This window comes from Streptomyces sp. NPDC014882 (genome assembly GCF_043081325.1).
Taxonomy (GTDB): domain Bacteria; phylum Actinomycetota; class Actinomycetes; order Streptomycetales; family Streptomycetaceae; genus Streptomyces.
The window spans coordinates 296092-322593 of sequence record NZ_JBIBWL010000003.1 but is presented as its reverse complement, the minus strand read 5'-3'; the positions used below and the strand labels follow the sequence as shown (position 1 = coordinate 322593).

At 73.9% G+C, this 26502-nt stretch carries 22 protein-coding genes; 16 read left to right on the top strand and 6 right to left on the bottom strand.

The genetic code is table 11. The features are described 5' to 3' along the window. The 3 genes from ACF09K_RS09450 to ACF09K_RS09440 all read left to right on the top strand — a co-directional run bounded on the left by ACF09K_RS09450 (window position 1) and on the right by ACF09K_RS09440 (window position 2576). Window positions 1–1080, top strand: a complete 1080-nt coding sequence (locus tag ACF09K_RS09450; protein WP_392242426.1) for a PucR family transcriptional regulator — start codon at window positions 1–3, stop codon at window positions 1078–1080. Window positions 1081–1250: 170 nt separating this feature from the next. Next, the gene (locus ACF09K_RS09445) at window positions 1251–1637 is read left to right on the top strand and encodes a BlaI/MecI/CopY family transcriptional regulator (RefSeq protein ID WP_392241948.1); all 387 of its coding nucleotides are present in this window, start codon (window positions 1251–1253) and stop codon (window positions 1635–1637) included. Between the two features lie 6 nt (window positions 1638–1643). Then, entirely contained in the window at window positions 1644–2576 is a 933-nt protein-coding gene (locus tag ACF09K_RS09440) for a M56 family metallopeptidase (protein WP_392241946.1), read from the top strand. 108 nt (window positions 2577–2684) lie between these two features. Here the strand turns inward: ACF09K_RS09440 and ACF09K_RS09435 are convergent, their stop codons facing one another. Together ACF09K_RS09435 and ACF09K_RS09430 are read right to left on the bottom strand one after the other, a co-directional pair. Further along, a complete protein-coding gene (locus tag ACF09K_RS09435) occupies window positions 2685–3710 on the bottom strand; it encodes a sporulation protein (RefSeq protein ID WP_392241944.1) in 1026 nt (341 codons plus the stop codon). A gap of 127 nt (window positions 3711–3837) precedes the next feature. Continuing rightward, window positions 3838–4056 carry a hypothetical protein gene (locus ACF09K_RS09430; protein ID WP_392241943.1) on the bottom strand — a complete coding sequence of 73 codons (219 nt, stop codon included), beginning with the start codon at window positions 4054–4056 and terminating at the stop codon, window positions 3838–3840. A 579-nt stretch (window positions 4057–4635) separates the two neighbouring features. Here ACF09K_RS09430 and ACF09K_RS09425 point away from each other — a divergent pair. Beyond that, complete coding sequence (locus tag ACF09K_RS09425; protein WP_392241941.1) at window positions 4636–6033, top strand: hemolysin family protein; 1398 nt, start codon at window positions 4636–4638, stop codon at window positions 6031–6033. After that, window positions 6030–7049 (top strand): hemolysin family protein, encoded by a 1020-nt coding sequence (locus tag ACF09K_RS09420; protein ID WP_392241940.1) that lies wholly within the window; start codon window positions 6030–6032, stop codon window positions 7047–7049. Before ACF09K_RS09425 ends, ACF09K_RS09420 begins: the two co-directional genes overlap by 4 nt. 172 nt (window positions 7050–7221) lie before the next feature. Here ACF09K_RS09420 and ACF09K_RS09415 read toward each other — a convergent pair whose 3' ends face one another. Together ACF09K_RS09415 and ACF09K_RS09410 are read right to left on the bottom strand one after the other, a co-directional pair. After that, window positions 7222–8913, bottom strand: a complete 1692-nt coding sequence (locus ACF09K_RS09415) for a transglycosylase domain-containing protein (RefSeq protein WP_392241938.1) — start codon at window positions 8911–8913, stop codon at window positions 7222–7224. A 221-nt stretch (window positions 8914–9134) separates the two neighbouring features. After that, on the bottom strand, window positions 9135–10223 hold the full coding sequence (locus tag ACF09K_RS09410; protein ID WP_392241936.1) for a sigma factor-like helix-turn-helix DNA-binding protein: 1089 nt from the start codon (window positions 10221–10223) through the stop codon (window positions 9135–9137). Window positions 10224–10498: 275 nt separating this feature from the next. Here ACF09K_RS09410 and ACF09K_RS09405 point away from each other — a divergent pair, with 275 nt between their 5' ends. The 9 genes from ACF09K_RS09405 to ACF09K_RS09365 all read left to right on the top strand — a co-directional run bounded on the left by ACF09K_RS09405 (window position 10499) and on the right by ACF09K_RS09365 (window position 17793). Continuing rightward, window positions 10499–11095, top strand: coding sequence for a SigE family RNA polymerase sigma factor (locus ACF09K_RS09405; protein ID WP_392241934.1), 597 nt, complete (start codon window positions 10499–10501; stop codon window positions 11093–11095). After that, the gene (locus ACF09K_RS09400) at window positions 11085–11828 is read left to right on the top strand and encodes a hypothetical protein (protein WP_392241932.1); all 744 of its coding nucleotides are present in this window, start codon (window positions 11085–11087) and stop codon (window positions 11826–11828) included. Before ACF09K_RS09405 ends, ACF09K_RS09400 begins: the two co-directional genes overlap by 11 nt. A gap of 529 nt (window positions 11829–12357) precedes the next feature. Further along, the gene (locus ACF09K_RS09395; protein ID WP_392241931.1) at window positions 12358–12780 is read left to right on the top strand and encodes a hypothetical protein; all 423 of its coding nucleotides are present in this window, start codon (window positions 12358–12360) and stop codon (window positions 12778–12780) included. Window positions 12781–13314: 534 nt separating this feature from the next. Beyond that, window positions 13315–13527, top strand: a complete 213-nt coding sequence (locus ACF09K_RS09390; RefSeq protein ID WP_392241929.1) for a hypothetical protein — start codon at window positions 13315–13317, stop codon at window positions 13525–13527. A 182-nt stretch (window positions 13528–13709) separates the two neighbouring features. Further along, window positions 13710–15674 carry a hypothetical protein gene (locus tag ACF09K_RS09385; RefSeq protein ID WP_392241927.1) on the top strand — a complete coding sequence of 655 codons (1965 nt, stop codon included), beginning with the start codon at window positions 13710–13712 and terminating at the stop codon, window positions 15672–15674. A 32-nt stretch (window positions 15675–15706) separates the two neighbouring features. Then, window positions 15707–16387, top strand: coding sequence for a hypothetical protein (locus ACF09K_RS09380; protein ID WP_392241926.1), 681 nt, complete (start codon window positions 15707–15709; stop codon window positions 16385–16387). Window positions 16388–16532: 145 nt separating this feature from the next. Then, window positions 16533–16766 (top strand): helix-turn-helix domain-containing protein, encoded by a 234-nt coding sequence (locus tag ACF09K_RS09375; RefSeq protein WP_392241924.1) that lies wholly within the window; start codon window positions 16533–16535, stop codon window positions 16764–16766. 35 nt (window positions 16767–16801) lie between these two features. After that, window positions 16802–17503 carry an IS3 family transposase gene (locus ACF09K_RS09370; protein ID WP_392241922.1) on the top strand — a complete coding sequence of 234 codons (702 nt, stop codon included), beginning with the start codon at window positions 16802–16804 and terminating at the stop codon, window positions 17501–17503. Between the two features lie 41 nt (window positions 17504–17544). Then, on the top strand, window positions 17545–17793 hold the full coding sequence (locus tag ACF09K_RS09365; RefSeq protein ID WP_392241921.1) for a hypothetical protein: 249 nt from the start codon (window positions 17545–17547) through the stop codon (window positions 17791–17793). 57 nt (window positions 17794–17850) lie between these two features. Here ACF09K_RS09365 and ACF09K_RS09360 read toward each other — a convergent pair whose 3' ends face one another. Continuing rightward, on the bottom strand, window positions 17851–18201 hold the full coding sequence (locus ACF09K_RS09360) for a helix-turn-helix domain-containing protein (protein ID WP_392241919.1): 351 nt from the start codon (window positions 18199–18201) through the stop codon (window positions 17851–17853). A gap of 1144 nt (window positions 18202–19345) precedes the next feature. On the opposite strand from ACF09K_RS09360, the gene ACF09K_RS09355 reads away from it, so the two are divergent. Next, the gene (locus ACF09K_RS09355; RefSeq protein WP_392241917.1) at window positions 19346–19588 is read left to right on the top strand and encodes a hypothetical protein; all 243 of its coding nucleotides are present in this window, start codon (window positions 19346–19348) and stop codon (window positions 19586–19588) included. 635 nt (window positions 19589–20223) lie between these two features. On the opposite strand, the gene ACF09K_RS09350 is transcribed toward ACF09K_RS09355, so the two are convergent. Next, complete coding sequence (locus tag ACF09K_RS09350) at window positions 20224–20436, bottom strand: hypothetical protein (protein WP_392241916.1); 213 nt, start codon at window positions 20434–20436, stop codon at window positions 20224–20226. 1831 nt (window positions 20437–22267) lie between these two features. On the opposite strand from ACF09K_RS09350, the gene ACF09K_RS09345 reads away from it, so the two are divergent. After that, on the top strand, window positions 22268–26485 hold the full coding sequence (locus ACF09K_RS09345) for a trypsin-like peptidase domain-containing protein (protein WP_392241914.1): 4218 nt from the start codon (window positions 22268–22270) through the stop codon (window positions 26483–26485). Window positions 26486–26502: the final 17 nt, after the last annotated feature.

Below are 26502 nucleotides of genomic sequence, written 5' to 3'. Positions count from 1 at the left end.
ATGGCGGGACGGGACGTGCCGGGGAGGCCCGAGGGCTGCGACGCGTACCTGGAGGGGTACGCCCGCATCCTCGCCGACGCCTCGGCGACCGGCCGCCGGCTCTCCCGGGACGAGCTGGCCTCGCGCCGCGCCCTGGGCGAACAGGCCGCGGAGACGGGGGTCGCGCTGCGCGCCCTGGTCGGGGCCCACCTGGCGGCCACCCGGGCGCACTGGCCCACGGGGAGCGGCGCGTCCGTGGACGACGTGCTGTCCGCCGTCGCGCAGGCCGTCGACGCCTTCGCCGAGGGCTACGAGCGGGCCCAGCGGCACGCGGTCCGGCAGGAGGAGGCCGCCCGGCGGGAGTTCATCGACGACCTGCTGTACGGCCGCAGCGACCTGGGGCGGCTGGCCCAGCGGGCGGAACGCTACGGGCTGCGGCTCTCCTACGAGCACGCGGTCGCCGTGGCCCGCGGCCCGGCCGCCTACGACGAGGGCGACCCGGTGCTGCGGGAGGTGGAGCGCGCCCTGATAGGCCGGTTCGGCGACCGCAGCGTCCTGCTCACCACCAAGGACGGCCGGCTCGTGTGCGTGGCCCCCGGCGACCAGGGCGACGTCCTCGCGCACTTCGCCAAGCAGGCGTTCGCGGCGACCGGCGGCGGCCAGGTGGCGATCGGCCGTCCGCACGCCGGCCCGGCGGGCGTCGTCCAGTCGTACGAGGAGGCGCTGAACGCCCTGGACCTGGCCGAGCGCCTGGAACTCGACGAACCCGTGCTGCGCGCCGCCGACCTCCTCGTCTACCCCGTCCTCACCCGCGACCGGCAGGCCATGGCCGACCTGGTGGAGAACGCCCTCGGCCCCCTGCGCCGGGCCCGCGGCGGTGCCCAGCCGCTCCTGGACACCCTCACCGCCTACTTCGACTCCGGCTGCGTCCGCGCGGAGGCGGCCCGGCGGCTCTCCCTGAGCGTGCGCGCCTTCACCTACCGTCTGGAGCGCATCCACCAGCTCACCGGCGCCGACCCGTCCGACCCGGTGCACCGCTACAGCCTCCAGACCGCGGTGATCGGCGCGCGGCTGCTCGACTGGCCGGCGAAGCCCCTCTGACCCGCCCGCTCCGCGCGCGCCGCCCCCCCCGGCCATCCCGAACGGTTCCGTGCGGGACGCGGCGGGATCTCCCGGGAGTCCCCCGTGACGTCCGGGCACCGTGCGGGTCCTCGGGGCGTCTATACGATGTCCGCGCGGGAAACGGGCGGCGGTGGAAGAGGAGACAGGGCGTGACGGAGCGGCGGCAGGGCCCCCGGCGGGGGCAGGGCGAGCTGGAGGCGCTGGTCCTGTCGGCGCTGCGGGAGGCGGACGGGCCGGCGACGGCCGGGTGGGTGCAGGAGCGCCTCGGCGGCGGCCTCGCCTACACGACCGTCATCACCATCCTGACCCGGCTGCTGGCCAAGGGGGCGGTCACCCGGGAGCGCGCGGGCCGCTCCTTCGCCTGGACGTCCGCGTCGGACCAGGCGGGGCTGGCCGCCCACCGGATGCGCAAGGTGCTGGACTCCGAGAGCGACCGGGAGGCGGTGCTGGCCAGTTTCGTGACCGGCCTGGGTCCGGACGACGAGCGGCTGCTGCGGGAGCTGCTGGGTCGGCCGGGGGACGAAGGGGAAGTCTGAGGCCTCATGGGGGTGTTCGTCTTCCTGCCGCTGGTGCTGCCCCTGACGGCGTGGCCGATCGCGCGCCTCGCCGAGCAGCACCTGCACCCACGGGCCGCGACCCGGCTGCTGACCGGGGTGGCGGCCCTGATGGCCGCGTGCAGCACGCTGTGCCTCGGCCTGGTGATGGTGGTCGGCACCGCCCAGCTGCCCGGCAACCCGTTGCCGGACGGCTGGTCGGACCCCGAGGTGCGCGCGGCGGTCCCGTACGACGAGGTCGTCGGCAAGGCGGCGATCCCCGCCCTCGGCGCGGTGCTGGTGGCGTGCGGCAGGACGCTGTGGCGGCACGGGCGGGTGCGTCGCCGTGCCCACCGGGCGCTGGCCGGCCTGCGGGAGACGCGGGTGGCCGTCCTCAGGGACGACGTCCCCTACGCGTACGCGCTGCCGGGCGGCCGGCGGGACCGCGTGGTCGTGACCACTGCCCTGCTGGAGTGCCTCGAACCGGCCGAGCGCCGGGCGCTGTTCGCCCACGAGCGGGCCCACCTGGCCGCCCGTCACCACCGTTTCCTCCTCGCGGTCCAGCTGGCCGCGCGGGCCAACCCGTTCCTGCGGCCGCTGCGGACGGCGGTGGTGTACGCGGCGGAGCGGTGGGCGGACGAGGACGCGGCCCGGGCCGTCGGCAGCCGCCGGGCCGTGGCGCGCGCGATCGGCAAGGCGGCCCTGGTCTCCCGCGGCGCCCCGGCGGCGGCCCTGGCGGGCTTCGCCGCGGCGGGCCCGGTGCCGCGCCGGGTGGCGGCCCTGCTCGGACCCGCCCCGGCGGTGCGCAGCTGGCCCTCGCTGTTCACGTCGGTCGGCGTGGCGATGTGGGGCGCCGCGGTGGGAACGGCCGTGTCGGCGATGTCCTCGGCGAACTCCGCCGTGACGATGGTCCTCATCCTGCACGCGGCCACACCCCTGTGACCCGGACGCGGCCGCCGCGGGAGACCCCGCCGCGCGGGCCGGGCCGGCCGGAGGCCGGACCCGTGGGGCGGTGAGCCGGACCCGTCCGCCCCCGGAGCCGGGCCGCCGTCAGCCCTCGTCCTCCTCGCCCTCCTCGTCGCCCTCGAAGAAGTCCCCGACCTCGTCGACGACCTCGGCCGCGACCATGCCGCCGACGACGCCGACCGCGAGCCCGGCGGCGCCCGCCGCGACGACGGCGCCCGTGCCGGGGCCGGAACGGTGGTGGTCCCCGTGGTGGTCGCCGTGTCCGCGGTGGTCGTCGTGCCCGTGCCCGGCGTACGGGTCGCCGTGGCCGTGGGCGCCGTACGCGCCGTGAGGGGCGTACGACGCCCGGTGCTCGACCAGCCGGCGGATCCAGCCGTCGACCTCGGTGTTCCAGTCGCGGGAGTCGTGATGGCCGACGGTGAAGCGGGTCAGGGCGTCGTGGCCGCCGGAGAGGATGCCGCCGCGCTTGTCGGCCTCCAGGACCACCTCCATGCCGGCCGGACCCGCGAGGAAGGTCACCTCGATCTCGTTCACCTGGTGCGCGTACTGCGGCGCCGGGGTCAGCTCGATCTCCTGGTAGAAGGGCAGCTGCTGGCCGGTGCCGCCGATGCGCCCCAGCTCCAGGTCGGCGGACCTGAAGCCGAAGCCGAGCTGTCCCAGTGCCTCCAGGACCGCCTCCTGGGCGGGCAGCGGGGCGACCGCGAGCCGGTCGAGGTCGCCCTTGTCCTTCGCGCCCGCCACCGCCAGCTCGGTGCGCACGCCGAGCACGATGCCCAGGCCCTGCCCGTACAGCTCGGTGACGGGTGTCTCCCACGGCAGCGTCACCGTGAACGGGACGCTGTGCCGCGTCCCCGCGCCGAGCCGGAAGCCGCCGCCGACGGTGAACCGCCCGAAGGTGACGGCGCCCTCGCTCTCGCCCTCGTCGTGCTCGGCCTCGACCCGGGCCACGAGCTCCAGGGTGATGTGCTCGATGTCGAAGTCGGCGTTCCCGCCCTCGAGGTGGACCTGTCCGGTCAGCGCGCCACCGGGGCGGGCGGCTCCCGGGTCGAGGACCGTGTCGACGGTGGGTCCGCCCACGCCGAGTGAGCCGAGCAGTCGTTTGAACACCATGAGGGCGTCCGCTCCTTGTACGTGCGTGTGTACGTGTGTTTGTGCGTGCGTGCGTGCGTGTCCGGTCCGGGTGCGGTGCCGTGCCCCGGGGTGGGCGCGCGGCACCGCGGCCGTGCGGGGGAGCGGCCTACTCGGCCGCGGCGAGCGCGGCGAGGGCCTGCGCCCAGCGCGCGTACTTCAGCTCGGCCAGGTCGGCCACGGTCCTGACCCCGAACGCCTCCCGGAGCAGTTCGCCGTCACGGTCGGAGACGCCCTTGAGCGCCCCCACCGGGGCGGCCAGGATCTCGGGCAGGGACTTGTCCGCCCAGGCCCTGTCGAGCACCTTGTCCAGGTCGATCGAAGCCATGAATGTCCTCTTCCGCGTACGTCGAGGTCCGGCCCTGCCGCGGACCTTCTACAAGCGAGTAGAATCATAGGGTCGTCGCGGACGGGGAAGATCACGGTCGGCGCCGGCCCGCCGGGAAAGGCCGGAAACGAGTGCTCGCCCCGCTCCGCCGCCGACGGTCCGGGTCCCCTCCGTCCGGTGGCCGCGGGCCGCCGGGAGACGGCGCGGGACGCCCGGACGCCGGCGCCGGCAGTCCGACCGGACACGGTGTCCGGACGGGCTCCGGGAACAAGGTTTCGGCCAGGATCGTTGTCCGGACGTACGCCCGGACGACGTACGCGCCGGAGGCCTGCGCCCGGACGACGTACGCCCGCGGGCACCCGTACCGGGCACCCGTACCGGGCGTCCGCACCGGGCACCCGTACCGGGCGTCCGTACCGGGCGTCCGTACCGGGCACCCGTACCGGGCGTCCGTACCAGCCACCCGCACCAGACGAGGAGCCATCAGTTGTCCGCCAGATCGACGGACCCCCCGGGACACAGTCCCGGACCATCCCGCCAGGTACTTCCTGAGCACGGCACGCGGCGGGATGGTGTTCGATGAGTGCCGCGAACGCCCTCCTGGGCCTGCTGGCCGTCTTCCTCCTGACCGCCGGCACGGGCTACTTCGTCGCCCAGGAATTCGCCTACGTCTCCGCCGACCGCCTCGCCCTCGCCCGTGAGGCCGCGTCCGGGGACCGCCGGGCCGCCCGCGCCCTGAAGGTGCTGGAGCGCCTGTCCTTCATGCTGTCGGGCGCGCAGCTCGGCATCACCGTCACCGGACTGGTCGTCGGCTTCGTCGCCGAGCCGTCGGTGTCCGCGCTGCTGCGGCCCGCCCTGTCCGGCCTGGGCCTCCCCGGCGCCGCCGTGAGCGGCATCTCCGTCGTGCTGGCCTTCGTGCTGGCCACGGTCGTGCAGATGGTGCTCGGCGAGCTGGCCCCGAAGAACCTCGCCATCGCCGTGCCGGAGCGGCTGGCGAAGTCGCTGGCCGCCTCCACGCTGGCGTACCTCAAGGTCGTCGGCCCGCTCGTGCGCGTCTTCGACGGGGCGGCGAACCGGCTGCTGCGCAGGGCCGGCATCGAACCGGTGGAGGAGCTGCACCACGGCGCCACCCTGGAGGAGCTGGGCCACCTGATCGGCGAGTCCCACGAGCGGGGAGCCCTGCCCGAGGGCACGGCCGCCCTGCTCGACCACGCCCTGGAGTTCTCCGCGCGCACGCTGGACGAGGTGATGGTGCCGCGGGCCGGCGCCGTCTTCGTCCGCCGGGACGCCACCGCCGCCGAGGCCGTCGGCCTGATCGCCGAGCACGGCCACTCCAACTACCCGGTGCTCGGCGACCACCCCGACGACGTCGGCGGCGTCCTCGGCGTGGCCGAGCTGATGCGCCTGCCGGCCGACCGCCTCGCGGACACCACGGCCGGCGCCCTCGCCCGGCGGCCGCTGCTGCTGCCGGACACGCTCCCGCTGCCCGACGCCGTGACCCGGATGCGGGAGCGCGACGACGAGTTCGCCGTCGTCCTGGACGAGCACGGAGGCGTGGCGGGCATCGTCACGTACGAGGACATCGCCGAGGAACTGGTCGGCGACATCGCCGACGAGTCCGACACCGTCACCGAGATCGCCGTCGCGGACGGCACCGGCTGGGTGGTGGACGCCGGACGCCGGCTGGACGAGGTGGCCGGGGTCACCGGCGTCGAGCTGCCCGAAGAGGAGGACTACGACACCGTGGCCGGCCTGATCGTCGACCGGCTGGGCCGCTTCCCGGCCATCGGGGACCGGCTCACCGTCGAGCTGCCGCGGGGCGGCACCGCGGTGATCGACGTGCGCACCCTCGACCGGCACGTGCCCGGACGCGTGCGGATCGAGCGGCCGGCGCGGGAACCGGCCGGGGAACCGGCCCGGAAGCCGGCGCGGGAACCGGCCCGGAAGCCGGCCCGCGGGACGGAGGAGCAGGCATGAGTTTCCCGACGGCGCTCTTCGTCACCGTCCTGCTGCTGATCGGCAGCGGATTCTTCGTGGCCGCCGAGTTCGCGCTGGTCGCCGCCAAACGCCACCGCATGGAGAAGGCCGCCGCCGAGGGGCGCAAGGGCGCGAAGGCGGCCCTGGCCGGCATGCGCGAACTGTCGCTGATGCTCGCCGGCGCCCAGCTCGGCATCACCGTGTGCACGCTGGGCCTGGGCTCGGTGTCCAAGCCCGCGATCTCCCACGAACTCGACCCGCTGCTGCACGAGCTGGGCCTGCCCGCCTCGCTGAGCTACGCGATCGCGTTCGCCGTCGCGATGACCGTGGTGGTGTTCCTGCACATGGTGGTCGGCGAGATGGCCCCCAAGTCCTGGGCCATCGCCCACCCCGAACGCTCGGCGATGCTGCTCTCGCCGCCCTTCCGGGCCGTGGTCAAGGCCGTCCGGCCGCTGATCTCGGTGCTGAACAGGATGAGCAACGCACTGGTGCGGCTGTGCCGGGTCAGCCCGCGCGACGAGCTGGCCCCCGTCCACGACCGGGAGCAGCTCACCCACCTGGTGGCGGAGTCCGAGCGGCTCGGCCTGATCAGCGAGACGGACTCGGAGCTGCTGACCCGTTCCCTGACCGAGCCGCAGACACCGGTGCGGGAGGTGCGGGTACCGGCCGGCGGGATCACCTCGGTCGACGGCGGCGCCGGTCTCGACGAGATCCTGCGCCTGGCCGCGGACAGCGGCCGCACCCGGCTCCTGGTCCGCGAACACGGCACCGTCCTCGGCTCGGTGCACGCCCGTGACGCCCTGGTGGCCCGGGCCCGGGGACGGACGGCCGGCGCCCGCGCGCTGGCCCGGCCGGTGCCCGAGCTGACCGAGGACGCCACCGTCGCCGACGCGATCGACCTCCTGCGCCGGCGCCGCGCCTCGCTCGCCGTGGTCCGCGACGCCTCCGGCCGGCTCACCGGCATGGTGAGCCTGGACGACCTGCTGGCACGCTTCCTGCAACCACAGGCGACGTGACGGCCGCCCCGTGCGCGAGCGCCCCGGCAGCCCGGAGCGCTCGCGCACGGGGAGAGGACGGCGCGCTTCCCGCGTACGTCCCGCGCACCCGGTTCGACCGCGCGCGGCGGGGCGCCCTCCGGTCACCCCGGCCGGCGCACGGGGCGGACCGTGCCGCCTCCCCGGCCTCCTCTCACCGGTCGCCCTCCTCCCCGTCCTTCTCCGCGTCCTCCTTCCGGTCCTTCTCCGCGGTGCCCTTCGGCCCGCCCCCGGCGGTGGCGGCCTCCCAGATCCCCGCCGCCACGCGCTGCGCGAACCCGGTCGGCGAGGGCTCGTTCGGCAACTGCGCGGGCACCGTCGCGCCGTTCCCGCCACCCGCCGCGCGCACCCGGTCGGCGAACAGCGCGACCGTCAGGGCGAGCCGGCCGTCGTAGCCGGTGGCCCACACGGTCCGCCGGGTGATCCCGCCGCCCGCCCCGTCGGTGCCGAACGCCTTCGCCCCCGGCGATCCCGCGGCGACGGGCACCGGCCCGGCCTCCGACCGCGCGCCCGCCGCCTCCACCGCCTCCGCCTCCTTCTCGTCCAGCACGCTCCGCACCTCGGGACGCGCCCGGTAGACGGTGCGGCCCTCCCGCGTGACGCGCGCGACGGTGTACGGGGTGGCGTACCCGCCGTCCGCCGCCACCGCCGCGTACGCCGCCGCCAGGCGCAGCGGGGTCGGGGCCGCCGTCCTCAGCAGCGCGCCCAGCGGCTCGCCCGCCCCCCTCACCCCGCGGAACGGCTCCAGGGCCGTCCCCGCCTCCACCGCCCCGCTCACCGCGTCGTTGAACGGCTGCCGCGCGTAGTCCGAGCCCCCGTACAGCAGCCGTACCGCCCCGTCGCCGGGCACCACCCCCACGACGGCCGTGTGCACCCGGACGCCCTTGCCCCCGGGATGCTCCCCGACCAGTTGCGCGGCACGGTCCTGCGCCGCCAGGTCGAAGGTGGTCGTCACGCTGTAACCGCCGCTCGCGAGCTGGTCCTCGGTCATGCCGAGCCGGTCGGCCGCCTCCCTGGCGGCGACGTCGATCAGGTACTGCCGCTGCCCCTCGGTCTCGCCCGGCGGATAGAACCGGAACGCCGGGAAACGCGCCGCGGCCCGCTGCCCGTCCGTGATGCTCCCGCCCGCCGCCATCGCGTCGAGCACCCACTCCCAGCGGTACCTCAGTTTCGCGGTCACCCGCGGATCGGAGCCCGCCTTCTCGTAGTACGAGGGGATGTTGACGATGGACGCCAGCGCGGCGCCCTGCGCGACCGTCAGGTCCCGGGCGTCCACGCCGAAGTAGTTGCGCGCGGCGGACTGGATGCCGGCGGCGCCCCGCCCGAAGTACACGGTGTTCAGGTAGCCCTCGAGGATCTCGTCCTTGGTGCGGGTGCGGTCCAGCTTGACCGCGATGAGCGCCTCGCGGGCCTTGCGGGACAGCGACCGCTCCGGGCTCAGCAGCGCGTTCTTCACGTACTGCTGGGTGATGGTGGAGCCGCCCTGCGGGTCGCCGCCCGTCAGCGCCGCCAGCGTGGCCCGTGCGAGGGCCCGCGGCGAGATCCCGCTGTCGGTGCGGAAGGAGCGGTTCTCCGCGGCGATCACCGCTTCCTGCACGTGCCGGGGGACCGCGGACAGCGGGACGTCCTGCCGGTCGACCGGTCCGCGCCGGCCCAGGTAGGCGCCGCCCGCGTCGAGGAACACGGTGCTCTGGGTGACGGTCTCGGGGTGCGGCTGCGGGATCGTCGTCAGGTGGTACGCCACGACGGCCGCCGCGCACAGGGCCGCGACCAGCGCGAGCGTGGCGTGGAACAGCCGGCGGAGCCGCCGGCCCCGGGTGCGCCGGTACCGGATCCGGAGCGGCACGCGCCCTTCGCGCCGACGGGACACCGACCGCGTCCGCCTCCCCGGCCGCCGCGCCGCTCGCGCTTCCGCCGCCGGCGGTGCTTCCGCCGCCGGTGCTTCCTCCGCTGTCGGTGCCGCTGGCGCTTCCTCCGCCGTCCGCGGCGTCCAGGGCGTCCGCGCCGTCCGCGGCACGGACGCCCCGCCGTTCCCGCCGTTCCCGCCGTTCGTGCCGTTCCCGCCGTTCATATCCGTCGCCAGGTGCTGTCCGACCGTGCGGCGACCCTGCCCGAGGCGTCGTACACCGTGACGATCCGCTCGTCCCCTCCCGCGTCGAAGAGCATCCGCACGTTCTTCTCCGGCACCGGCGCGCTCGTGTACCAGACGCCCCAGCCCGGGTCGCCCGCCAGCACGAGGACCTTCGCGGTGGTCCCGCCGGCACCGGCACGCACCTCGACACGGCCCGGCTCGCCGCGCAGACCGTGGAAGAGACCCGACAGGAAGAACCCGCCGGGCACGCTGTCCACCCGCACGGAGACGCCCGGTCGGCCGCGCGGACGGTCGCTGTTGTCCCCCGGGAGGTCCGTGGGCACCGACCAGTGGCCGCCGTCGGCCGTCAGCCACACCCGCACCCCTTCGCCGACGGCCACCCGCTCGCCCGGCGCCACGACCCGGACCGGGCTCGTCGCCGGACCGGCGCCGCTCCCCGCCCCCGCCGCGGACGCCACGTCCCGAGCACCGCCGCTCCCGGCCCGGCCGGCCGCGAGCAGGGCCGCGGGCACGAGCAGCGCCGCGCCGGCGGCCGAGGCCACGGCGAGACGGCGTCGGCGCCGGACCCGGCCCGCGGCCCGGAGCGCGGCCAGCGGCACCTCGGACGGGACGACGTCCAGGGCGGCACGGGCGTACGCCTCGCGCAGCCGCCCCGGGTCGGCCCCGGCCGCTTTCAGACCGTGCCGGAAGCGGGCCCGCACCGCGCCCTGCGAGCAGCCCAGCAACTGGGCGATCTCCGCGTCCGCCAGCCCCTCCCAGATCCGCAGCACCAGTACGGCCCGCCCTCGCGCGGCCCGCCGTCCGCGCAGCCGGCGCAGGTGACCCCGCACCAGACAGCGCCGCACGTGGAAGTCCCGGTCGTCGCGCGGAACGCGGCGCCACCGCGCGCACATCCGCACCAGGGTTCCGCGCACCAGTTCCTCCGCCGCGCCGGCGTCGTCGGTGAGCAGGCGTGCGGTCACGACCAGCCGGGGCCAGTGCGTGCGGGCGTAGGCGGCGAAGTCCGCGCGGGTGCACGCGGCGACGTCGTCGCCGGTGGGGAGCACATCGGGGGTGGGTGGCACGGGGGAGGTCCTTAGGCTCGGGAACTCGGTCGTGGCCGGACGTGCGGGCGTCCGTCCTGGTCAGGCAACTGCGGGGTCGTGCGGGTAGGTTGGGCAGCCGACGAGCCGTCACCGTCGGGGGAGGGAGCCCGCGACCGCCGCGCGCCGTCCTCCCGGTGGGCCGCGCCCCGTTCGGTGCGACCCGCGTGGCCCGTGCGACCCGCGCGACCACGGGACCTGTACGCACGGCGGAGGCGGCCGGGTTGCAAGAGAAGGAAGAAGATTCCGGTGGGGGCATGACCGAGGACGAGTTCGACGCCTTCTACGCGAGCGCGTTCCCCCGGCTGACCGGGCAGCTCTACGCCTTCACCGGAGACCACGGCGAGGCCCAGGACGTCGTCCAGGAGGCGTTCGTACGGGCCTGGGCCCGACGGCGGCGGTTCCTCGCCGACAGCGCCCCCGAGGCGTGGATCCGCACGGTGGCCATGCGGCTGGCGGTGAGCCGCTGGCGGCGTTCGAGGCGCTGGCTGGAACTGGTGCGGCGCACCCCGCCGCCCGAACCCGCGCCGGGGCCGGACCCCGGGAACGCCGCGCTCGTGGCCGCCCTGCGCGAACTGCCCGAGGCCCAGCGGAGGGCGATCGTCCTGCACCATCTGTGCGACCTGAGCGTGGAGCAGGTAGCCTCCGAGACCCGTGCGCCCGTGGGGACGGTCAAGGCGAGACTGGCCCGGGGACGGGCAAAGCTGGCGAAGCGCCTGGCGGAGTACGAGGACGAGGCCGAGGGGCGGGGCGAAGCCGCGGGGGCGGACCGGGCCGGAGGCCGGCGCAGAGCGGACGGGCGGATCGACGAGGCCGGTGGACCGGTGCGGAAGGAGAGCGGCCGTGGCCGATGAACTCTCCGCCAAGCTGCGCGAGTTGGCCGCGGCGCACGCGACCGCTCCGGTCGTCGGCGGCCCCGCGACACGGGCCCGGGCGATGCGCCGCGCACGCCGCCGCCGGGCCGCCGCGACCCTCGGCGCGGGAGCCGCGGCCCTCGCGCTGCTGGGCCTCGCGCTGGGACTGCACCTGGACGGGGACCGCGACCACCCGGACCGGAGCGGTCCCGCGGCCGTGGCCCCGTCCCGTTCCGTCCCGCCGTCCACGGCCGTCCCGACGCCCGTCGTCGGGAGCACGCTCGACCTGTACGGGCGCACCCTCACGTTCGGCGGCCGGGCGATGCGGATCCTCTCGGCGTCCGAGGCCCTGTTCCGGGCCACGGGCCCGATGACGGTGGTCGCGAAGGAGGACCCGAAGGAGATGCCCCTCGACGTGCCCCGTGAAGGCCCGACCATAGCCCCCACCACGGTGAGCGTGCGGTACGTGGTCGAACTGCGCGACGGGGAGGGCCTGCCGCACTACGTCGGCCTCTTCTCCCCGCAGCTCGAGGACCTCAGCGACGACGACACCAAAGACGGCTGGATCGGCCTCGGCGCCGAGGACGCCGAGTGGTTTCATACGCGGGCCCGCCCGGGTGACACCGTGCCGGTGACGACCGCGACGAAGCCGGCGGCCACGCCCTCGGACGCCGTTCAGGCACCCGGCGCCACGGCATCCCCCCGTGCCGCCGGCGCACGCGGGGAGCACTGAGGCCCGGCCTTGAAGCCCTGCCCTCCAGAGGCGGACCGGGGCAGTCCGGTCCGGCTCAGGACGAAGCCGTCGGAGTCGATCGGCCCCTTCTGGCCGTCACCGCCCCGGCACGCGCGGATCCGCGCCTCGGCGCCGTTGCCCGCCGCGTCCGGGCACGTGCCGCCCAGGATCCGCAACTCGCCCTGAGCCAGAGGGTTCTCGCCGGTGCCGGAGTGGGACCGGAGGCCGGCGCAGCCGACGGGCACACCGCGGGACTCGAAGTCGCGCACCGTGCGGTGGACGCCCTGGTCCTCGGCGCCGCCCCCGCGCTCTCGCGGCGCCTCGGAGGCGGGACGGCCCGGTGACCCCCGACGCCCGAAGGGCCGGGTGCGGACTTGTTGCGATCATCAGCACTTCCAGCCGGAAGACGGGTGGCGCTCCTGCGCCCTCCTCGGGGCGGAATCCCGTTCTCTTCCTCCGGCCGAGAACGCGCGGGGGCGAGTCCGGGGCGGACGGTGTGTGGATCGCCGGTGCCGGGTAACGTCCCGGCATGCATCCGGAGATGCGCGATGAATCGGACGAAAAGAATTTTCCTGTCAAGTGTGACGAATGCGGGACGACGCTGTGTGTCGAGCCGCAGCGCGGCAGCTACCCGCATCCGGTGATCCTTCCGGACTCCTCGGCGGTCGGCGCCCATCCCTCCGACATGGACGGCCAACGGATGGCGACGGCTTGTTCCGAGGCGTGCCGAAGGGCCATCGAGGAACGGTTCCTGAGGCGCCCGTTCGTCCCCGAGGAGCTGTGGGCCGGAAAACTGAAACGAGCCCTGGCCGCCAGCCCCGAGGGAATGAAGCCGCCCGAACTGCTGGAGCGGTCCGGGCTGACCGAGGCCCAGATGGGGGCGGGGTTCCGATGGCTGGCCGGCCGGTGCCGCCCTCCGGAGGGCCGGGAGTCCGACGAGCCGGCGAGCTGAGCCGAGGCGCCCCGGCGGGGCCGTCGGGCGAGGCGGCGGTGCCGCCGTCGGTGCCGCCGCCCCTCGGCGCCGCCGTCCCTCGGTGCCGCCGTCCCTCGGCGGGCTGCCCTTCGGGGGCGTCCCGCGCCCGTGGGCGTCCGCTCCGGGCGGGCCCCGGCGTCGTGCGACAGGTCGCCCCTAATGACAAAAAATCAAACTGAGAACAGTTTTTGAACGCATGTCGGATATCGAGGGTTTGCGTACTCCCTGCACCTTCGGCTACTGTCCAGAATCTCCGGACGAGACGTCCGGAGATTCTGGACGACGGGATCGGCGCGTGCCTGCGGACTGCTTCACGCCGGCCGGCCCCGCGCGTCTCCTCGGCAGGGCCGTTCCCCGGCCCCACGCAGGAGACGGTTCCGTCGTCCGCGCCTTCTCGGTGCAGACGGACCGGTGAACCTCCGTTCGTCGGGACCCGGTTGCACCGGAGGAGGAAGAACACGACGGGAGGGGCGATGTCCCGTCCCTCCGCACACGAAAGGAAAGGCACTTCTGATGAACATGGACCAGCTCGAGGGCGAGACCGCGGAACTGCTGCCCGGGCGGGAGGCCCTGGGGAGGTTCTCCTTCAACCTCACCAAGCTGACGACGGTCTCGACGAAGGTCGCGAACCTGGGCGTCCACAACGAGTCCACCGCGGCGAACCAGTTCTCCCCGCTGGCCGTCGCGCAGTCCCAGGCGACCCAGGCCGTCAGCGTCCGGCAGTAACGCACGCGTGCTGCGGGGGCAGGGCCGCGACACCCGCCCCCGCAGCACCGCGCCAGGCATCACCGACAACGGGGACGCTCCTCGGTGGTTTCGGAACGCGGACCTTCTCCACCGCCGTACTTCCTCCTGCGGCGGAGAAGGTCCGCGTACTCGCTGGAGCGTCACATGCTGTGGAGAAGAGAATGACGCTGTCCGGAGACGACAACGGCTCCTTCCGAGCCTGGAACGATCACGCCTCACCTCCGCACGACGAACCGTCCTGGGCGACGGCCCCGACTCAGTACCTCGAACCGCCCGGCGCCGGCACTCAGGACACGACGCCCCTCGCCCCCTCGTCCGACGCCGCGCCTGCGCCCGTGCCCGCGCCCGCGCCCGCGCCCGCGCCCGTGCCCAGGCTCGGTGACGGGCTCGAGATCCTCGGGGAGTACCGAGGATCCGGATTCACCGAGCGCAAGTACATCGTCCGCCGGGGGGACGGACAGGTGCTCCTGTTGTCGCGACTGCTTTACCTCGTCGTGTGCTCCGTCGACGGCATCCGTGATGCCGAAGCCATCTCCCACCGGGTCAGCGGCCGGTACGGGGCCGAGGTCACCACGCAGAACGTCGTGTACCTGCTGGAGAACAGACTTGCTCCGATGGGCGTCACGGCGCCCTCGGGCGACCCCTCGGAGGAGGACGCCCCGCCCACGTCCGATCTCCTGCTGTCCCTCCGCGGTCATCGGGTCATCTTCCGTGAGGCGCAGGTCGCCCGTATCGCCGCCGCCTTCGCCTGGCTCCACAGACCCGTGGTGGTGGCTCTGGCCCTCGCCGGCACCGCGGCCATGGACATCTGGCTCTTCACGGTCCACGGCGCCATCACCCCGGTGCTGCAGGTGCTCGAGCAGCCGCTCTGGATGCTCATCGTGTTCGCCCTCACCGTCGCCTCGCTCCTCTTCCACGAGTTCGGGCACGCCTCGGCCTGCCGTTACAGCGGTGCGGCCCCCGGCAAGATCGGGTACGGCATCTACCTCATCTGGCCGTCCATGTACACGGACGTCACCGACGTCTACCGGAGCACGAAGGCCGGAAGGCTGCGTACCGGTCTGGGAGGCGTCTACTTCAACGCCGTCTTCATGCTGCTCCTGATGGCCGGCTATCTCCTCACCGGCGAGGCGTTCTTCCTCGCGTCGATCTACCTCGTGCACTTCGAGGTCCTGGAACAGCTGATGCCGGTGGTGCGGCTCGACGGCTACTACATCCTGGGCGACCTGGCGGGTGTTCCCGACCTGTACGGCAAGGTCAAGCCGATCCTCCGGAGCATGCTGCCCGGCCGGAGCCCCGCCGCCCTGGGCCTCAAGCGTTCCGCCCGGACCGTCGTCACCGTCTGGGTGCTGACGATGATTCCGTTGCTCGTGGCCGAGGTGGCGTACGTCGTCTGGAATCTCCCGCGACTGCTGGCGACCGCGGTGCGAAGCCTCAACAACCAGTGCGCCGGCACCTACACGGCCTTCAGCGAAGGCCATCCGGCCGCCGGACTGGTCGGAGTCATCGGCACCTTGATGCTCTTGTGCCCGATGCTCGGCGGCGCCTATCTCGCCTGCCGGGTGGCGGCCCGGCTGTTCCGCGCGGTGGTGAGAGCCACGGAGGGGAAGCCGGCGAAGCGCCTCGTGCTGGCCGTCGCGGCCTGCGCCGCCACGGGGGTCCTCGCCGGGGCGTGGTGGCACGGGATGACCCCCGAGCCGCTTCCCGCCGCGGCCCCCGTGACCCCCGCTCTGCAACCCGCGGCCCCCTGGGTCCGCTCCCCGCAGGACACGTCCACGGACTCCGGGCCCACCAGCCGGCCCACGCCCTCCCCGTCCGGAGGACACCCGACGGCCGAGCGCCACGACACCGACCTCCCCGGCAACCGTGACACCTCCGGGTCCGTGTCCTCCTCCGGCACCGCCCCGTCCCCCACCCGGCCGACGAGCGCGGCTGCCGTTCCGTCGGCCTCCGCCGGAGCCTCCGCCTCCACCGTGCCGCAGCCCACCCGCACGTCCGCGCGCCCGACCGCCGGTCCCTCCGACGGGGAGACGGCTTCCGTCTCTCCCTCCCCGACGGCGTCCGGGTCCGTGACCGTGTCCCCCTCCCCCTCCGGGACGGCGTCGACGAGCCCCAGTCCTTCCTGACGCCCACCATCCCCTACTCACAGGAGAGAAACGTGAACCACCGCAAACCGCGTACCGGCACCGTCACGAAGAAGGCGCTCGGCCTCAGCATGGTCGCCACCGCCGGCCTCGCCATGACGACCACCGTGGCCTCGGCCACCACGGGCCCCGGTATCTCCCACGGCGCCGCCATCGCGGTGGACATGGCGCACAGCCGCGCTGACAGGACGCACGTGAACCAGTTCGACGAAAGCTTCGAGATCCACGAATTCGGTCCGTCCGCCGCGGTGACGGCCAACAACCGCGCGATGGCGGAGTCCGTGGGGTGCTCCCTCGACGCTCCGTGCCGCTCGATCGCGTTGTCCTTCCAGATCGTCACCGCCTCGGGCCGGTACGCCCGGCTGATCAACGCGACCAACATCAGCCGTGCGGCGAACGGTCACTGCCCCTCGTGCCAGACCTTCTCCGGTGCCTATCAGTTCGTGGTGGCCACTCCGCGCGCCATGAGCCTGAGCAGGGCGGCACGTGGGGAACTCGGCAGCATCCAGAGCCAGGTGGGACTGCTGAGGAGGTCCGGCCTGACCATCGCACAGGTCAAGCGCCGCGCCGACGAACTGGCCGCCCAGGTGAAAGACGTCCTCGACCGGGAGGCGCAACGGGCTCCCCGGGGAGGGACGGACAGCTCCCTCACCGACTTCGAGCCGACCGTGACCATGCACCGCCACGTCCGTTAGCCGCCGGAGCCCCGGGCCGCGCACCGCCGGCGCGGCCCGGGGCACGCCGGCGACGGCAGGGCCGGCACGAGGTCCGCCGTCATCACGCGGTGGGAGAACCGAACCCGGAAAGTGAGGACCGGTGGGCAATTCACATGTCGCAGAGATGCGTTGTCGTGCTCTCGAGATGATCTCCGAGGGCACGCCGGCAGCAGAGGTCGCACGGCAGCTCGGCATCTCGGAGCAGACCGTGCGTCGTTGGAGCGTCTCCCCTTCCCCCGACTCGGATCCGGTGCAGGCCGGCATGCGGATCAGGGAGCTCGAGGAGGAAGTCCTCACCTACCGGAGGATCATCGAGGCGATGAAGGAGGAGATGCCCCCAAAAGGCGTTACGAAGTGATCTCCGGGATGGCTTGCCAGGGTTTCTCGACGCGTATGCTCATCACCCTCCTCGGTGTATCCGAATCCGGCTACTACTCTTGGCGCCGCCGCCCTCCGTCGATCCGGTCGCTCAGGCACGTGTGGCTCTCCCGGGCGATCCTTGAAATCCATCGCGATTCCGATGCGACATTCGGGTACCGCCGCGTGAAGGAAGAGATCGAACGCCGTTACGGAATCAATGTCAGCCGCGCGACCGTGGAACTCCTCATGCACCGGGCCGGCATCCGGGGCGAAGCCGGACGGCCGCACCGCCGGATCCTCCGACCTCCCGTCGAGGCGTCCGGTCGCCGCTGGATCGTCGATGTGCAGGTCTGCGAGACGGTCAGGGGACATCTCTGCGCGGCAGTCGTCCTGGACACGGCATTGCGTCGCCCGGTCGGCTGGAGCACCGCCGGGACGGCCGACGGCGCACTCGTCCGCCGGGCCCTCGACGCGGCCGTCGCGCGGGGTGCCGCCATGAGTCCTTCCGCGGACGCCGGGAGCACCAGGATGCCCACGTGCTCCTTCACGGAGCGTGCCGGCTCCCTGGGCTTCGCCCCCGCCTCCGGGGAGACGGAGGACTGGTACGACCACGGTGTGGTCGAGATCTTCTGGAAGAAGGTCGGCGGCGAACTGGGGCCCCCACATCTCCGCCCGGAACCGCATGCTCTCGGGGCGGCGCTTCTGGAAATCTTCCAGAATTTCAGCGAAAAGTGAACGAATCGATAGCTCGTCCGACCCTTGGTGAGGGTGGATAAATGGACATGAAGCCGCACCTGTCGATTGCCGGTCCATCCGGTTGCGGGGGCCACGGGGAGAAAGACACAGCGGCAACGCGGTCGCATCGCGTTTTGCTGTACTGCGCTCTGGACACGGCAGCCGTCCCACTCGACGTCGTCGATGTCCAGGCCGTTTTCCAGGTCGCCGAGCTCGACTACATCACGGTACAGGCCGTCATCGCCTGGATAACCGGCACGAGGACGGCGAAGACCGCCTTCACCGGATGACCGCCGGCGCTGGTGCGCCGGGTGTCCGGACGGCCCCGCCCACGTCGGGCCCCTCGGCTACTCGGACCCCTCGGCCCGCAGCAGGGACTCGACGAGGACGGCCACGTGCCGGCGGTCCTTCGGATTCAGTTTCTGCACACTCGCGATGAGGATCTCCACTTCTGGATCCGTGATCTCGGGTGCGTCCTCGAAGTACAGGTTGACGCCCGCGGCCTCGGCCGCGGCCCGCTTCACCATTGCCACCGGTATGCCGAGTCCCTTGGCCAAACCCTCCAGAGTGGTCTTCTGAGGCATCTGCGCCAGCCGTTCCGACGTCGCCAAATGGTGGACCGTCGAGCGGGAGACGCCGCCGCGGCGGGCCACGTCGTTGTAGGACCAGCCGTTCTGATCCAACTTGTGCCTGATCATTTCCTGCAAGGCGTTGGGCACCGCTGGCACTTCCTCCAGAAAGAGAAGGGGTTCCTTGTCAAGGAGTCTAACGGCCTTACCATTAGGTAGCTCTTGGCTGCGCTGGATCCTCCCTCCCGGAGCGATCGTGCGCATCTTCGCCGGTGATGACGGCCCCGGGGTCTCCCCCGAGTCGTAGACGTCCGCCCTGTCGCACCTGCCCGTCGGGTACAGCGGTTCCCGGACGGGGCGCGCTCCCCGGCCTCCCCGCGGCCCGGCCCGGGCGCGGCCCCGCGCCGTCGAGGGGGGTCGGCGGCGTCCGAGCGCCCTTCGGTCGACGGGGCGGCTTCACCGGCCTGGTCTTCACGCCGGGTCAACGTCCGACCCGCGGAAAAGGGCACGGTCCGCCGGCCGCGGCCCGCCACGACGCCTGATTTTCCAGCCACTTCCCGACGCGGAAGGCCCCGTGGCTCAGCCGTGCATTGCGTCGGCCCAGCGCCTCCTCGAACCCGGCTTGCCCGTAACGGAGTTCGGCGGCATCCCGCCCGCCGGTCCGGGAGCCGACGGCGGCCGCAGCCGGTGAAGGTCCGCACCTCACGGGGGTCCGTGTTCCGTACCCGGCGGTGCGCCTCGTCCGCTGTGCGCTCCCCACGGAACGAGGAACGGCGCGGAGGCCGCGTGACGCCTTCCGGCACGGACGGCACGGAGGAGCCGTGTCCTCCGTGCCGGCCGGGAAGCCGATCAGCCGCTCCGGCCGTGCTCGTCCCCCTCGTGCCGTGGCCCGGGATCTCTTGTGTCAGGTGCCCGCGGTCCGTCAGGAACTCCGCGGTGTGTCATGCGGTTCCGCGGCGGGGATGCCCGAGAGCCCGCCGCTCGTGCGTTCCGGCACCGGGCCCGCCGACGGCGGAACGGCGTTCCGCCGTGCGATGCGGGCCGCTGCGGCGGCGGATCCGGTGGTGTGAAGCGCGGCAGCGGCGGAGTGTTCCCCATAGCCGTCGGTCATGCCGAGTCGGCCGGTCTCGCCCAGGTGTTCTCTTCCGCGCTCTCGGCGAATGCACGAAAGTTTGATGGAGTTGAAGATATCCTCATGTCATGCCAGGACAGCAGTTTTGGACTCTTGCTCTGACGAGAGGGGTTGCAGGTGCTCTTTGTGCAGGGTACATCCATGACCGCGGTAGTCCGTGGCAGCACCGGAGAACCGGTGATCCTGCTACCCGGCAAGCCTTACCTGACAGGCAGTGAAAGGTTTTCTGAGGACCTGGTGAAGGCGGCGCTTGTCGTTCTCGACTCGGACGAGCTCCGAATTTTTAAGGACGCAATCAACAAACTGAGTGCAAACTTTCCCAACGTTCATGTCGCCGAAGACGGAACCGTCCTGGTCGTGTACAAGGTGACGGGCACGATCTGAATGCCGCCGCTCCAGGACGAGCGGTCGGGGGTCCTTCCCGGGCGGCGGTGTTCTCCGGGACGGTGGGCCGGCCTCGCCCGGCCGCACGGTCCGCGGGGCGCGGGGGATCGGCCTCCCCGAGGTAGGGCGTTCACCCGGCCCGGTCGGGCGGGTGGTGCGCTCCGGCGGACGGCGGCCGGCCGTCCGAGGCGTTCTCGCTCGCTTCCGCGGGAGGGGCGTACGAGAGCCCCTCGCGCGTAGTTGCAGGGGCCGCGTCCGCGCCCCGACGGGAGCGCGGACGCGGCCTTCCCGGCCGGCCGCAGGGGCCCGTCACGCACCGATGCCGTCGACGCCTCGCCCGGTCGTGACGAGGCGTGACGGATGCCGGTCGCCGGGGCGGGACGAGGCGCCGGGCGGACAGGCCGGAGAGTGACCGGTGCGGCCCCCGGCAGGCTCACGTCCGCAAGCCGGGAGCCGTCGACCGCCCGCGGGAGAGGGGCGGACGTCCGGGCGCGGGGCCACCGCGCGCTCCTGAGGCGCGCATTCTGCTCCCGCGGACGCCCGCCCGTCTGCCGGACGTGTCCGGGGAGACACCACGGCAGTCGCGCCGCCCGCGGTCGGCAACGGTGACGACGGACGGCGCGGACTCTGCCTGACTAGCGACGCCAGTAGGGGGAGCAGTCCCAGTCCCAGGCGTGGCGGTTGTTGTGGTGGTGGTGGTACCGATACCGGTACCGGTCGGGACCCCAGTTGCAGTGGTACCTGTGGTCGTGCCGGTACCGGTCACCGTGGTGACGGCGCCACTGGTCGTTGCGGCGGTGGTCCCACCGGTCGTCGTCGCGGAACTCTCGGGTCCCGCTGTCGCGCACGGAAGACGGGTCGCTCCCGTGGAACGAGGGGGCGACCGACGCAGTGGCGGACGGACCCGACTGTGACGGTGCCGCGATCGCCTGGGCCGAGAGAGGCACCGCTACGGTTCCGGTCGCCAAAATTACGCTTACCACTGCCTTGGCGAAGGTTTTCACATGCTCTCCTTTCGAACATCGGGGCTGGTTTCAACCCCATGTTGAATCTGACGCTACATCAAATTTTTCCGATGTCACGGAAGCTGATTCCAGGCCATTGCCCGGTTTCGTTCGAGAGGAGTGAGGGGTGGTTTCCCAGTGATTCTCCGGACGGCTTGCCCAAGGGCTTGAACTGCCGGTTCGACTCACTCGGACGGGTGAATGATGGGCTTGTTCGCGAATGTCGGACCGCCGGATTCATCGAGGGGTGCGCAGACGAAGGCGCACGTTTAATCGCCCTGTGTTCTTCGGAGTCCTTCGGTGTGAAAGCGCACTTCCGCAAGGGAGGGGGCGATTTATTCTGCACCGAATTTCGTGGAGTGAATTCCTGGGAAAGGTTCGCACGGGTCGGCGCGGAACCTCCTGCGCGCGTGTCCCGGCGATGCCGTGCCGGAGCGCGGCCGCGGGCGGGGCCGAGCCGCCTCCGTCCCGTGACGAGCGGAACCGTTTCCGGGCCGAGACCGCCCGATCGGCCACCCGCCAGGTTTCACCCCCATGGCCCCGGGGCGTGTCACGCGCTCCGGGCCGCCGTGTCGACCCGGGCGAGACACGGGGTCCGGCTCGTCGGCCACGCGTCCGACGAGTGCTGCTCCTGCCTCGTGGCGCATCTGCGGCACGGTCACCACACCAGGCGGATCCCGGGCCCGTCCGGGCCTCGGCCGACGACAGTCGGCCACGGCGGCGGGCGCGCCGGCGGACGGTGCACGCGTGTGCCTCGCGGCACCCCCACCGGCCTCAGCCACGCTGTCCGCGTGTCCGTCAGCCAGAGCAAGCCTCAACGGCCGAACCCGCCGGGTTTCGCCGATGGCTGAGGAGAGACCTGCCGGCGCCGGCGACGTACCGAGCACGGCGCCACCGCGGGAGCAGTCGCACGCTTTCCACCGGTGTCGGCGGTGGGACGGACGGTGTGCAGGGGCGTTCCCCCGGTTCACGGGCGAGGTCATGGCCGGTCGCGCGCGCCGTCCGCACCGTCGACCTGCCGCGTGACGATGCGGGCCCCCTGCGCGTACCGCTGGGCCACGGCGAGGCGGGTGAGTGCCGGGCGAGCAGGGTCCCGCCTCCGCCGTAGGGGGCGACGACGCCGTGGTCGCCGCTGCGTGGTCCGAGACGGAAGACCGGGACTTCTCCGTCGTTGCTCAGCACCATCGACGCGAGGCTGTTGAAGTCGTCCTCGTCGGTGAGGAGCAGGACGCCGGTGATGCCCTCCAGCCGGGACCCGCGTCCCGTGGCCGCCGCCAGCAGTTCTCCGGGCGCCAGTTCCAGTCACGCCCGGGTCCGCCTCGGCGACACCCTCCCGGTGACGACCGGCACGAAGCCGACGGCCACGCCCTCGACCGCCGCCCCGGCCGGGCCGGGCCGCGGCGGCCCGGGCTGACCGGACCGGGTCGGGGCACGGCGGACCCACGGTGGCGCCGCTGGACACCCTTTCCGGTGGCCCGCGTTCACGCACGCGTACGGCGGGATCCCCGTGCCGTCGCCGAGCGGGTACGGGAACGGTGGGGGAACACCGAGGGGCGGGGCCGGCCACCGGCCGCAGGGGCATAGAAGGTGCCGGAGGCGGCGAGCGGGGCCGGCTTCGCCGTACGCCCGGAATAAGCCTGGAAGGGGGACGCCCGGAACCCCGATAATCCGGTGCATGACGGCGTTACGGGGGAAAAAAGCGGCGCTGGAGTCGGGCCTCGCCCGCGTGCAGGGCACCGACGGGATCGCGGGGGCGGGTTTCCTCGTCGCGGCCGACGTCGTCTGCACCTGCGCCCATGTCGTCGCGGACGCGCTGGGGCTGCCGCGGGACACCGTGACCGCGCCCCCCGGCACCCTGCGGGTGGAGTTCCCGCTCGCGCGTGACACGGAGGGGAACGTCCCCGCCCGCCGCGTCCGGGTCGTCTCCTGGCAGCCGCTGCGGCGGGACGACGGGGGTGACGTGGCCCTGTTGCGTCTCGACGCGCCCGTCCCCGCCGTCCGCCCGGTGCCCCTGGTGGACGGGACGTCCGTGTGGGGGCACTCCTTCCGCGCGTACGGGTTCCCGGGCGGCGGCGACCACGGGCTGTGGGCGGCCGGCACGCTGCGGGGCGTCCAGGGCGCGGGCTGGGTGCAGATGGACACCGGCCCCGGCGCGCCACGGGTGACCAACGGCTACAGCGGCGCGGCGGTGTGGGACGACGTGCAGGGCGGGGTCGTCGGGATGGCCGTGGCGGCCGGTCGCGGCGACCTGGCGGGCACCGCGTTCCTCGTCCCGTCCGCCGCGCTCGTGGACGAGGAGGTGCTGCGCCCGACGTGCCCGTTCCGCGGCCTCGACGTGTTCGAGGAGGAGGACGGCGCGTTCTTCCACGGACGCGAGGACGACACCGGGCGGCTCCTCGCGTCGGTCACCGCACGCCCCCTCACCGTGGTCGTCGGCCCTTCGGGATGCGGCAAGTCCTCGTTGATCCGCGCCGGCCTGCTGCCGCGGGTGCGCGCGGACGGCACGGGGGTGACCGTGCTGCGCCCGGTGCCCGGCACACCGCCCGAGACGCTGCTGGCGCACGCGCTCGCACCCGTCCTGGAACCGGGGGGCGGGGAGGTCGACCGCATCGGCGAGGCGGGAAGACTGGCGCGCATGCTGGGCGGCGGGTCCGGCGACCGCCCCGGGCCCGGGGAGCCGGCCGGGGCGGACGGCGGGCGGACCCCGCCCGCCGTCGCCGCCCTGCGCGCCTCGCTCGAGGAGCGGGCCGGCCGGGCCGGTCACCTGATCGTCGTCGACCAGCTGGAGGAGTACGCCGGCGCCGAACCGGCGGCCGCGCGCACCCTGCTCCACCTCCTCCTCGCGCTGACCGAGGGCCCGGGCCCGGGCCCGGGGCGCGGCGTGCGCGTCGTGGCCACCGCGCGCCAGGAGTCCCTCGACGTCCTGCTGACCTCCCGGACGTCCCGCTCCCTGAGCGACGCCGTCCTCTTCCTCGCCCCGCTCGACGCGGAGAACCTGCACCGCGCGGTGACGGGTCCCGTCGACGCCGTGCCGGGGCTGTGGCTGGAGCCGGGGCTCGCCGAGCGCGTCGTCGAGGACGCCGCGGACGAGCCCGGCCGGATGCCGCTGGTGGAGTTCACCCTCACCAGGCTGTGGGAGCGGCGCGAGCGCTCCATGCTCACCCACGCGGCCTACGACGACCTCGGCGGCGTCGCCGGAACACTGGTGGGCTACGCGGACGACGCCTACCGGACGCACGTGCCCGTCGCCGACGAGGGCCCGGCCCGCAGGCTGTTCGTCCAGCTGGCCCGTCCCGACGACCGGGGCGGGTACATCCGCCGCGCCGTACCCGCCGCCCGGCTCGACCCGGCCGCCGCGGCGCTCGCCCGCCGCCTCGCGCGGGGAAAGCTGGTCGTCCTCGGCGAGACGGCCGAGGGCACGGAGATCGTCGACCTCGCGCACGAGGCCCTCACCCGGTTGTGGCCGCGGCTGCGCACCTGGCTGGACGACAGCAGGGACTTCCGCCAGTGGCAGGAGCAACTGCGCACGGACATGGCGCGCTGGGAGGAGAAGGGCCGGGAGACGGGAGCCCTGCAGCGCGGCAGGACCCTCGCCGAGGGGGAGGAGTGGCTCCAGCGGCTGCCCGAGGACGTGACGGCGGACGAGCGCGCCTACATCGAGGCGGGCCGCCGCTACGCGCGGCGGACGGTCCGCAGGCTGCTGGCGGGCGGCGCGCTGCTGACGGTGCTGCTGCTGGTGGCCGCGGCACTGGGAGCGGTCGCCTGGGACACCGGCGGGAAGCTCAGGACCCAGCTGCGGACCCTGGCGTCCCGCGCGCTCGCGGAGGAGTCGGGCAGCCGGCAGGCCCGGCAGCCGGCCACGGCGGTGCAGTGGGCGCTCGCCGCCTGGCACGCCGACCGCACCACGCCGCAGGCGCGGGAGGCCCTGCTCGCGCAGTACGCCCGCGCCCGGTACGTCCGCGGCCTGCACAGCGGCCTGTGGCGGGGCCGGGTCCAGGACCTGGCCGCCACCCCGGACGGCCGCACCCTCGCGGTGCGCTCCAAGCCCGACGGCAAGGACCCGTACGAGGTGTCGGTCGTGACCGGCGTGCTGGAGGGCGCACCGCGCCACCACACGCTCGACGGGGTGCCCGCGACGCAGCAGCGCGGCGCGATCAGTCCCGACGGACGGCACTACGCCGCGGCCATGCCCGACGGCACGGTGTGGCTGTGGCGACTGGAGGGGCGGGGCGGCCGGCCGACACGGCTCGGCGGACGGCTCACGGGCGGGCGCGACCGCGTCAGCGTCGGGCTGGCCTTCAGCGCGGACGGGAGCCGGCTGCTGCGGTGGCTCGACATCCACACCCCCGGCGAGCCGGCGGTGGAGCCGCGGGCCTTCCTCGGGGTGTGGGACCTGGAGGACCGGAAGCCGCTGCCGGTGGCGGACACCGTGGTGTCGACCGCGGGGGACCAGACCGTGCGTTTCGGCCGGGACGCCGGCACCGTCCAGGTCACGACGACCGACTCCGACGACGCCGGAACCCCCGACGGCACCGTGCTGCGCGACCTGGGCACGGGACGCGTGCTGCGGAGCCTCCCGGCCGACGGCGCCTTCGGCGACTGGCCCGGCTCCGACGCCACGGGCGCCTACGCGTTCGACACGACCGAGAACGCCGACTTCGGCTACGCCGACGTCACCCTCGGCAGGCGGGACACGCACGAGACGTACGCCACCCGGCTGCCCATGGACGACGAGCCCGGATACCAGGGCCCGACGCTCACCGTCGTCGCCCGGGGCGAGGGGGACGGACGGACCGTGCTGTCCCCGGTCGGGGACACCCTGGTCGTGGCCGACGCACCCGCCGTGCCCCGGCCCGACTCCTCGGAGAACGACGAGGTGTCGCTGCTGTCGCCGGACGGCGGCAGGAGCGCGCGGTTGGCGCAGCACGAGGTGCGGGTGGTGGACCTCGTGCGCGGCGGGACCACGGCCGCCGGCCTGCCGGCCGGGCTCGACCCGGACGTGTCGAGCCTCGTGTGGACGCAGGACGGCGAGTACCTCGTGCTCGTGCAGGAGGGCGGTTCACACCTGTACGTGTACGACGCCGACGCGCTGTCCGACCCCACCGACGTGTCGCCGGGCGAGGGCCTGACGACCGCGGGGGAACGGGAACTCACCGGCACGGCCGAGCCCCTGCCCGACGGCGACGTCGTCGCCCTGACGAGGAGCGGCGGCCTGCTCCGGGTGGACCCGGAGCGCGGTGTGCGGACGGGAGAACCGCTGACGGTGGACCCCTCACCGCGCGGCACGGTCTTCCCCCCGGTCAGGAGCCGGGTCGTGAGCCGTCCGGGCCACCCGGACCAGGTCGTCGTGGTGACGCCCGACGACGCGGACGAGGGCACCGTCCGGATCTGGGACCTGCGCGCCCGTACCCGGACGTCGACGCTGAAGGGCGACGAGGTCGGCTCGGCCTTCGACGGGGACGACGCGGACAACCTGGTCTTCTCCCCGGACGGCCGGTACCTGGCCGTGGCCCACAGCGACGGCAGGGTGCACCGCTGGGACGTGGGGAAGAGCACCCCCGTCGGCACACCCGTTCCCGCCCCCGGGGGTGACGACGTCCTGGCCGTCACGAACGGCGGAATGGTGATCACCACCGAGGGCGGCACCGGATACGGGCTGTGGGACCTCGACGGGGTCCGCGTCGGCACGATCCCGAGCAGCCCGTACTCCACGGCGGTCCTGCGGGGCTCCCGGCTGGTCGTGGAGGACAAGGGCCGCCGCACGGCGTTCGCCCTGGATCCCGACACCTGGTTCCGTCACCTCTGCGCACGCGTGGGCCGCGCCTTCACCGCCGGGGAACGCGAGGAGCTCCCGCCCGGCACCCCGTCGGAACCGCCGTGCGCCGGTGCGTGAGCGGAGCGGGCCGGGCT

Excerpts from the sequence above, each read along its gene's own strand:
- ACF09K_RS09425 (WP_392241941.1), top strand. The coding sequence starts at position 4,636 with ATGAGTGCCGCGAACGCCCTCCTGGGCCTGCTGGCCGTCTTCCTCCTG.
- ACF09K_RS09360 (WP_392241919.1), bottom strand. The coding sequence starts at position 18,201 with ATGATCAGGCACAAGTTGGATCAGAACGGCTGGTCCTACAACGACGTG.
- ACF09K_RS09435 (WP_392241944.1), bottom strand. The coding sequence starts at position 3,710 with ATGGTGTTCAAACGACTGCTCGGCTCACTCGGCGTGGGCGGACCCACC.
- ACF09K_RS09420 (WP_392241940.1), top strand. The coding sequence starts at position 6,030 with ATGAGTTTCCCGACGGCGCTCTTCGTCACCGTCCTGCTGCTGATCGGC.
- ACF09K_RS09430 (WP_392241943.1), bottom strand. The coding sequence starts at position 4,056 with ATGGCTTCGATCGACCTGGACAAGGTGCTCGACAGGGCCTGGGCGGAC.
- ACF09K_RS09390 (WP_392241929.1), top strand. The coding sequence starts at position 13,315 with ATGAACATGGACCAGCTCGAGGGCGAGACCGCGGAACTGCTGCCCGGG.
- ACF09K_RS09370 (WP_392241922.1), top strand. The coding sequence starts at position 16,802 with ATGCTCATCACCCTCCTCGGTGTATCCGAATCCGGCTACTACTCTTGG.
- ACF09K_RS09375 (WP_392241924.1), top strand. The coding sequence starts at position 16,533 with ATGCGTTGTCGTGCTCTCGAGATGATCTCCGAGGGCACGCCGGCAGCA.
- ACF09K_RS09405 (WP_392241934.1), top strand. The coding sequence starts at position 10,499 with ATGACCGAGGACGAGTTCGACGCCTTCTACGCGAGCGCGTTCCCCCGG.
- ACF09K_RS09395 (WP_392241931.1), top strand. The coding sequence starts at position 12,358 with ATGCATCCGGAGATGCGCGATGAATCGGACGAAAAGAATTTTCCTGTC.
- ACF09K_RS09385 (WP_392241927.1), top strand. The coding sequence starts at position 13,710 with ATGACGCTGTCCGGAGACGACAACGGCTCCTTCCGAGCCTGGAACGAT.
- ACF09K_RS09345 (WP_392241914.1), top strand. The coding sequence starts at position 22,268 with ATGACGGCGTTACGGGGGAAAAAAGCGGCGCTGGAGTCGGGCCTCGCC.
- ACF09K_RS09450 (WP_392242426.1), top strand. The coding sequence starts at position 1 with ATGGCGGGACGGGACGTGCCGGGGAGGCCCGAGGGCTGCGACGCGTAC.
- ACF09K_RS09440 (WP_392241946.1), top strand. The coding sequence starts at position 1,644 with ATGGGGGTGTTCGTCTTCCTGCCGCTGGTGCTGCCCCTGACGGCGTGG.
- ACF09K_RS09355 (WP_392241917.1), top strand. The coding sequence starts at position 19,346 with ATGACCGCGGTAGTCCGTGGCAGCACCGGAGAACCGGTGATCCTGCTA.
- ACF09K_RS09365 (WP_392241921.1), top strand. The coding sequence starts at position 17,545 with ATGGACATGAAGCCGCACCTGTCGATTGCCGGTCCATCCGGTTGCGGG.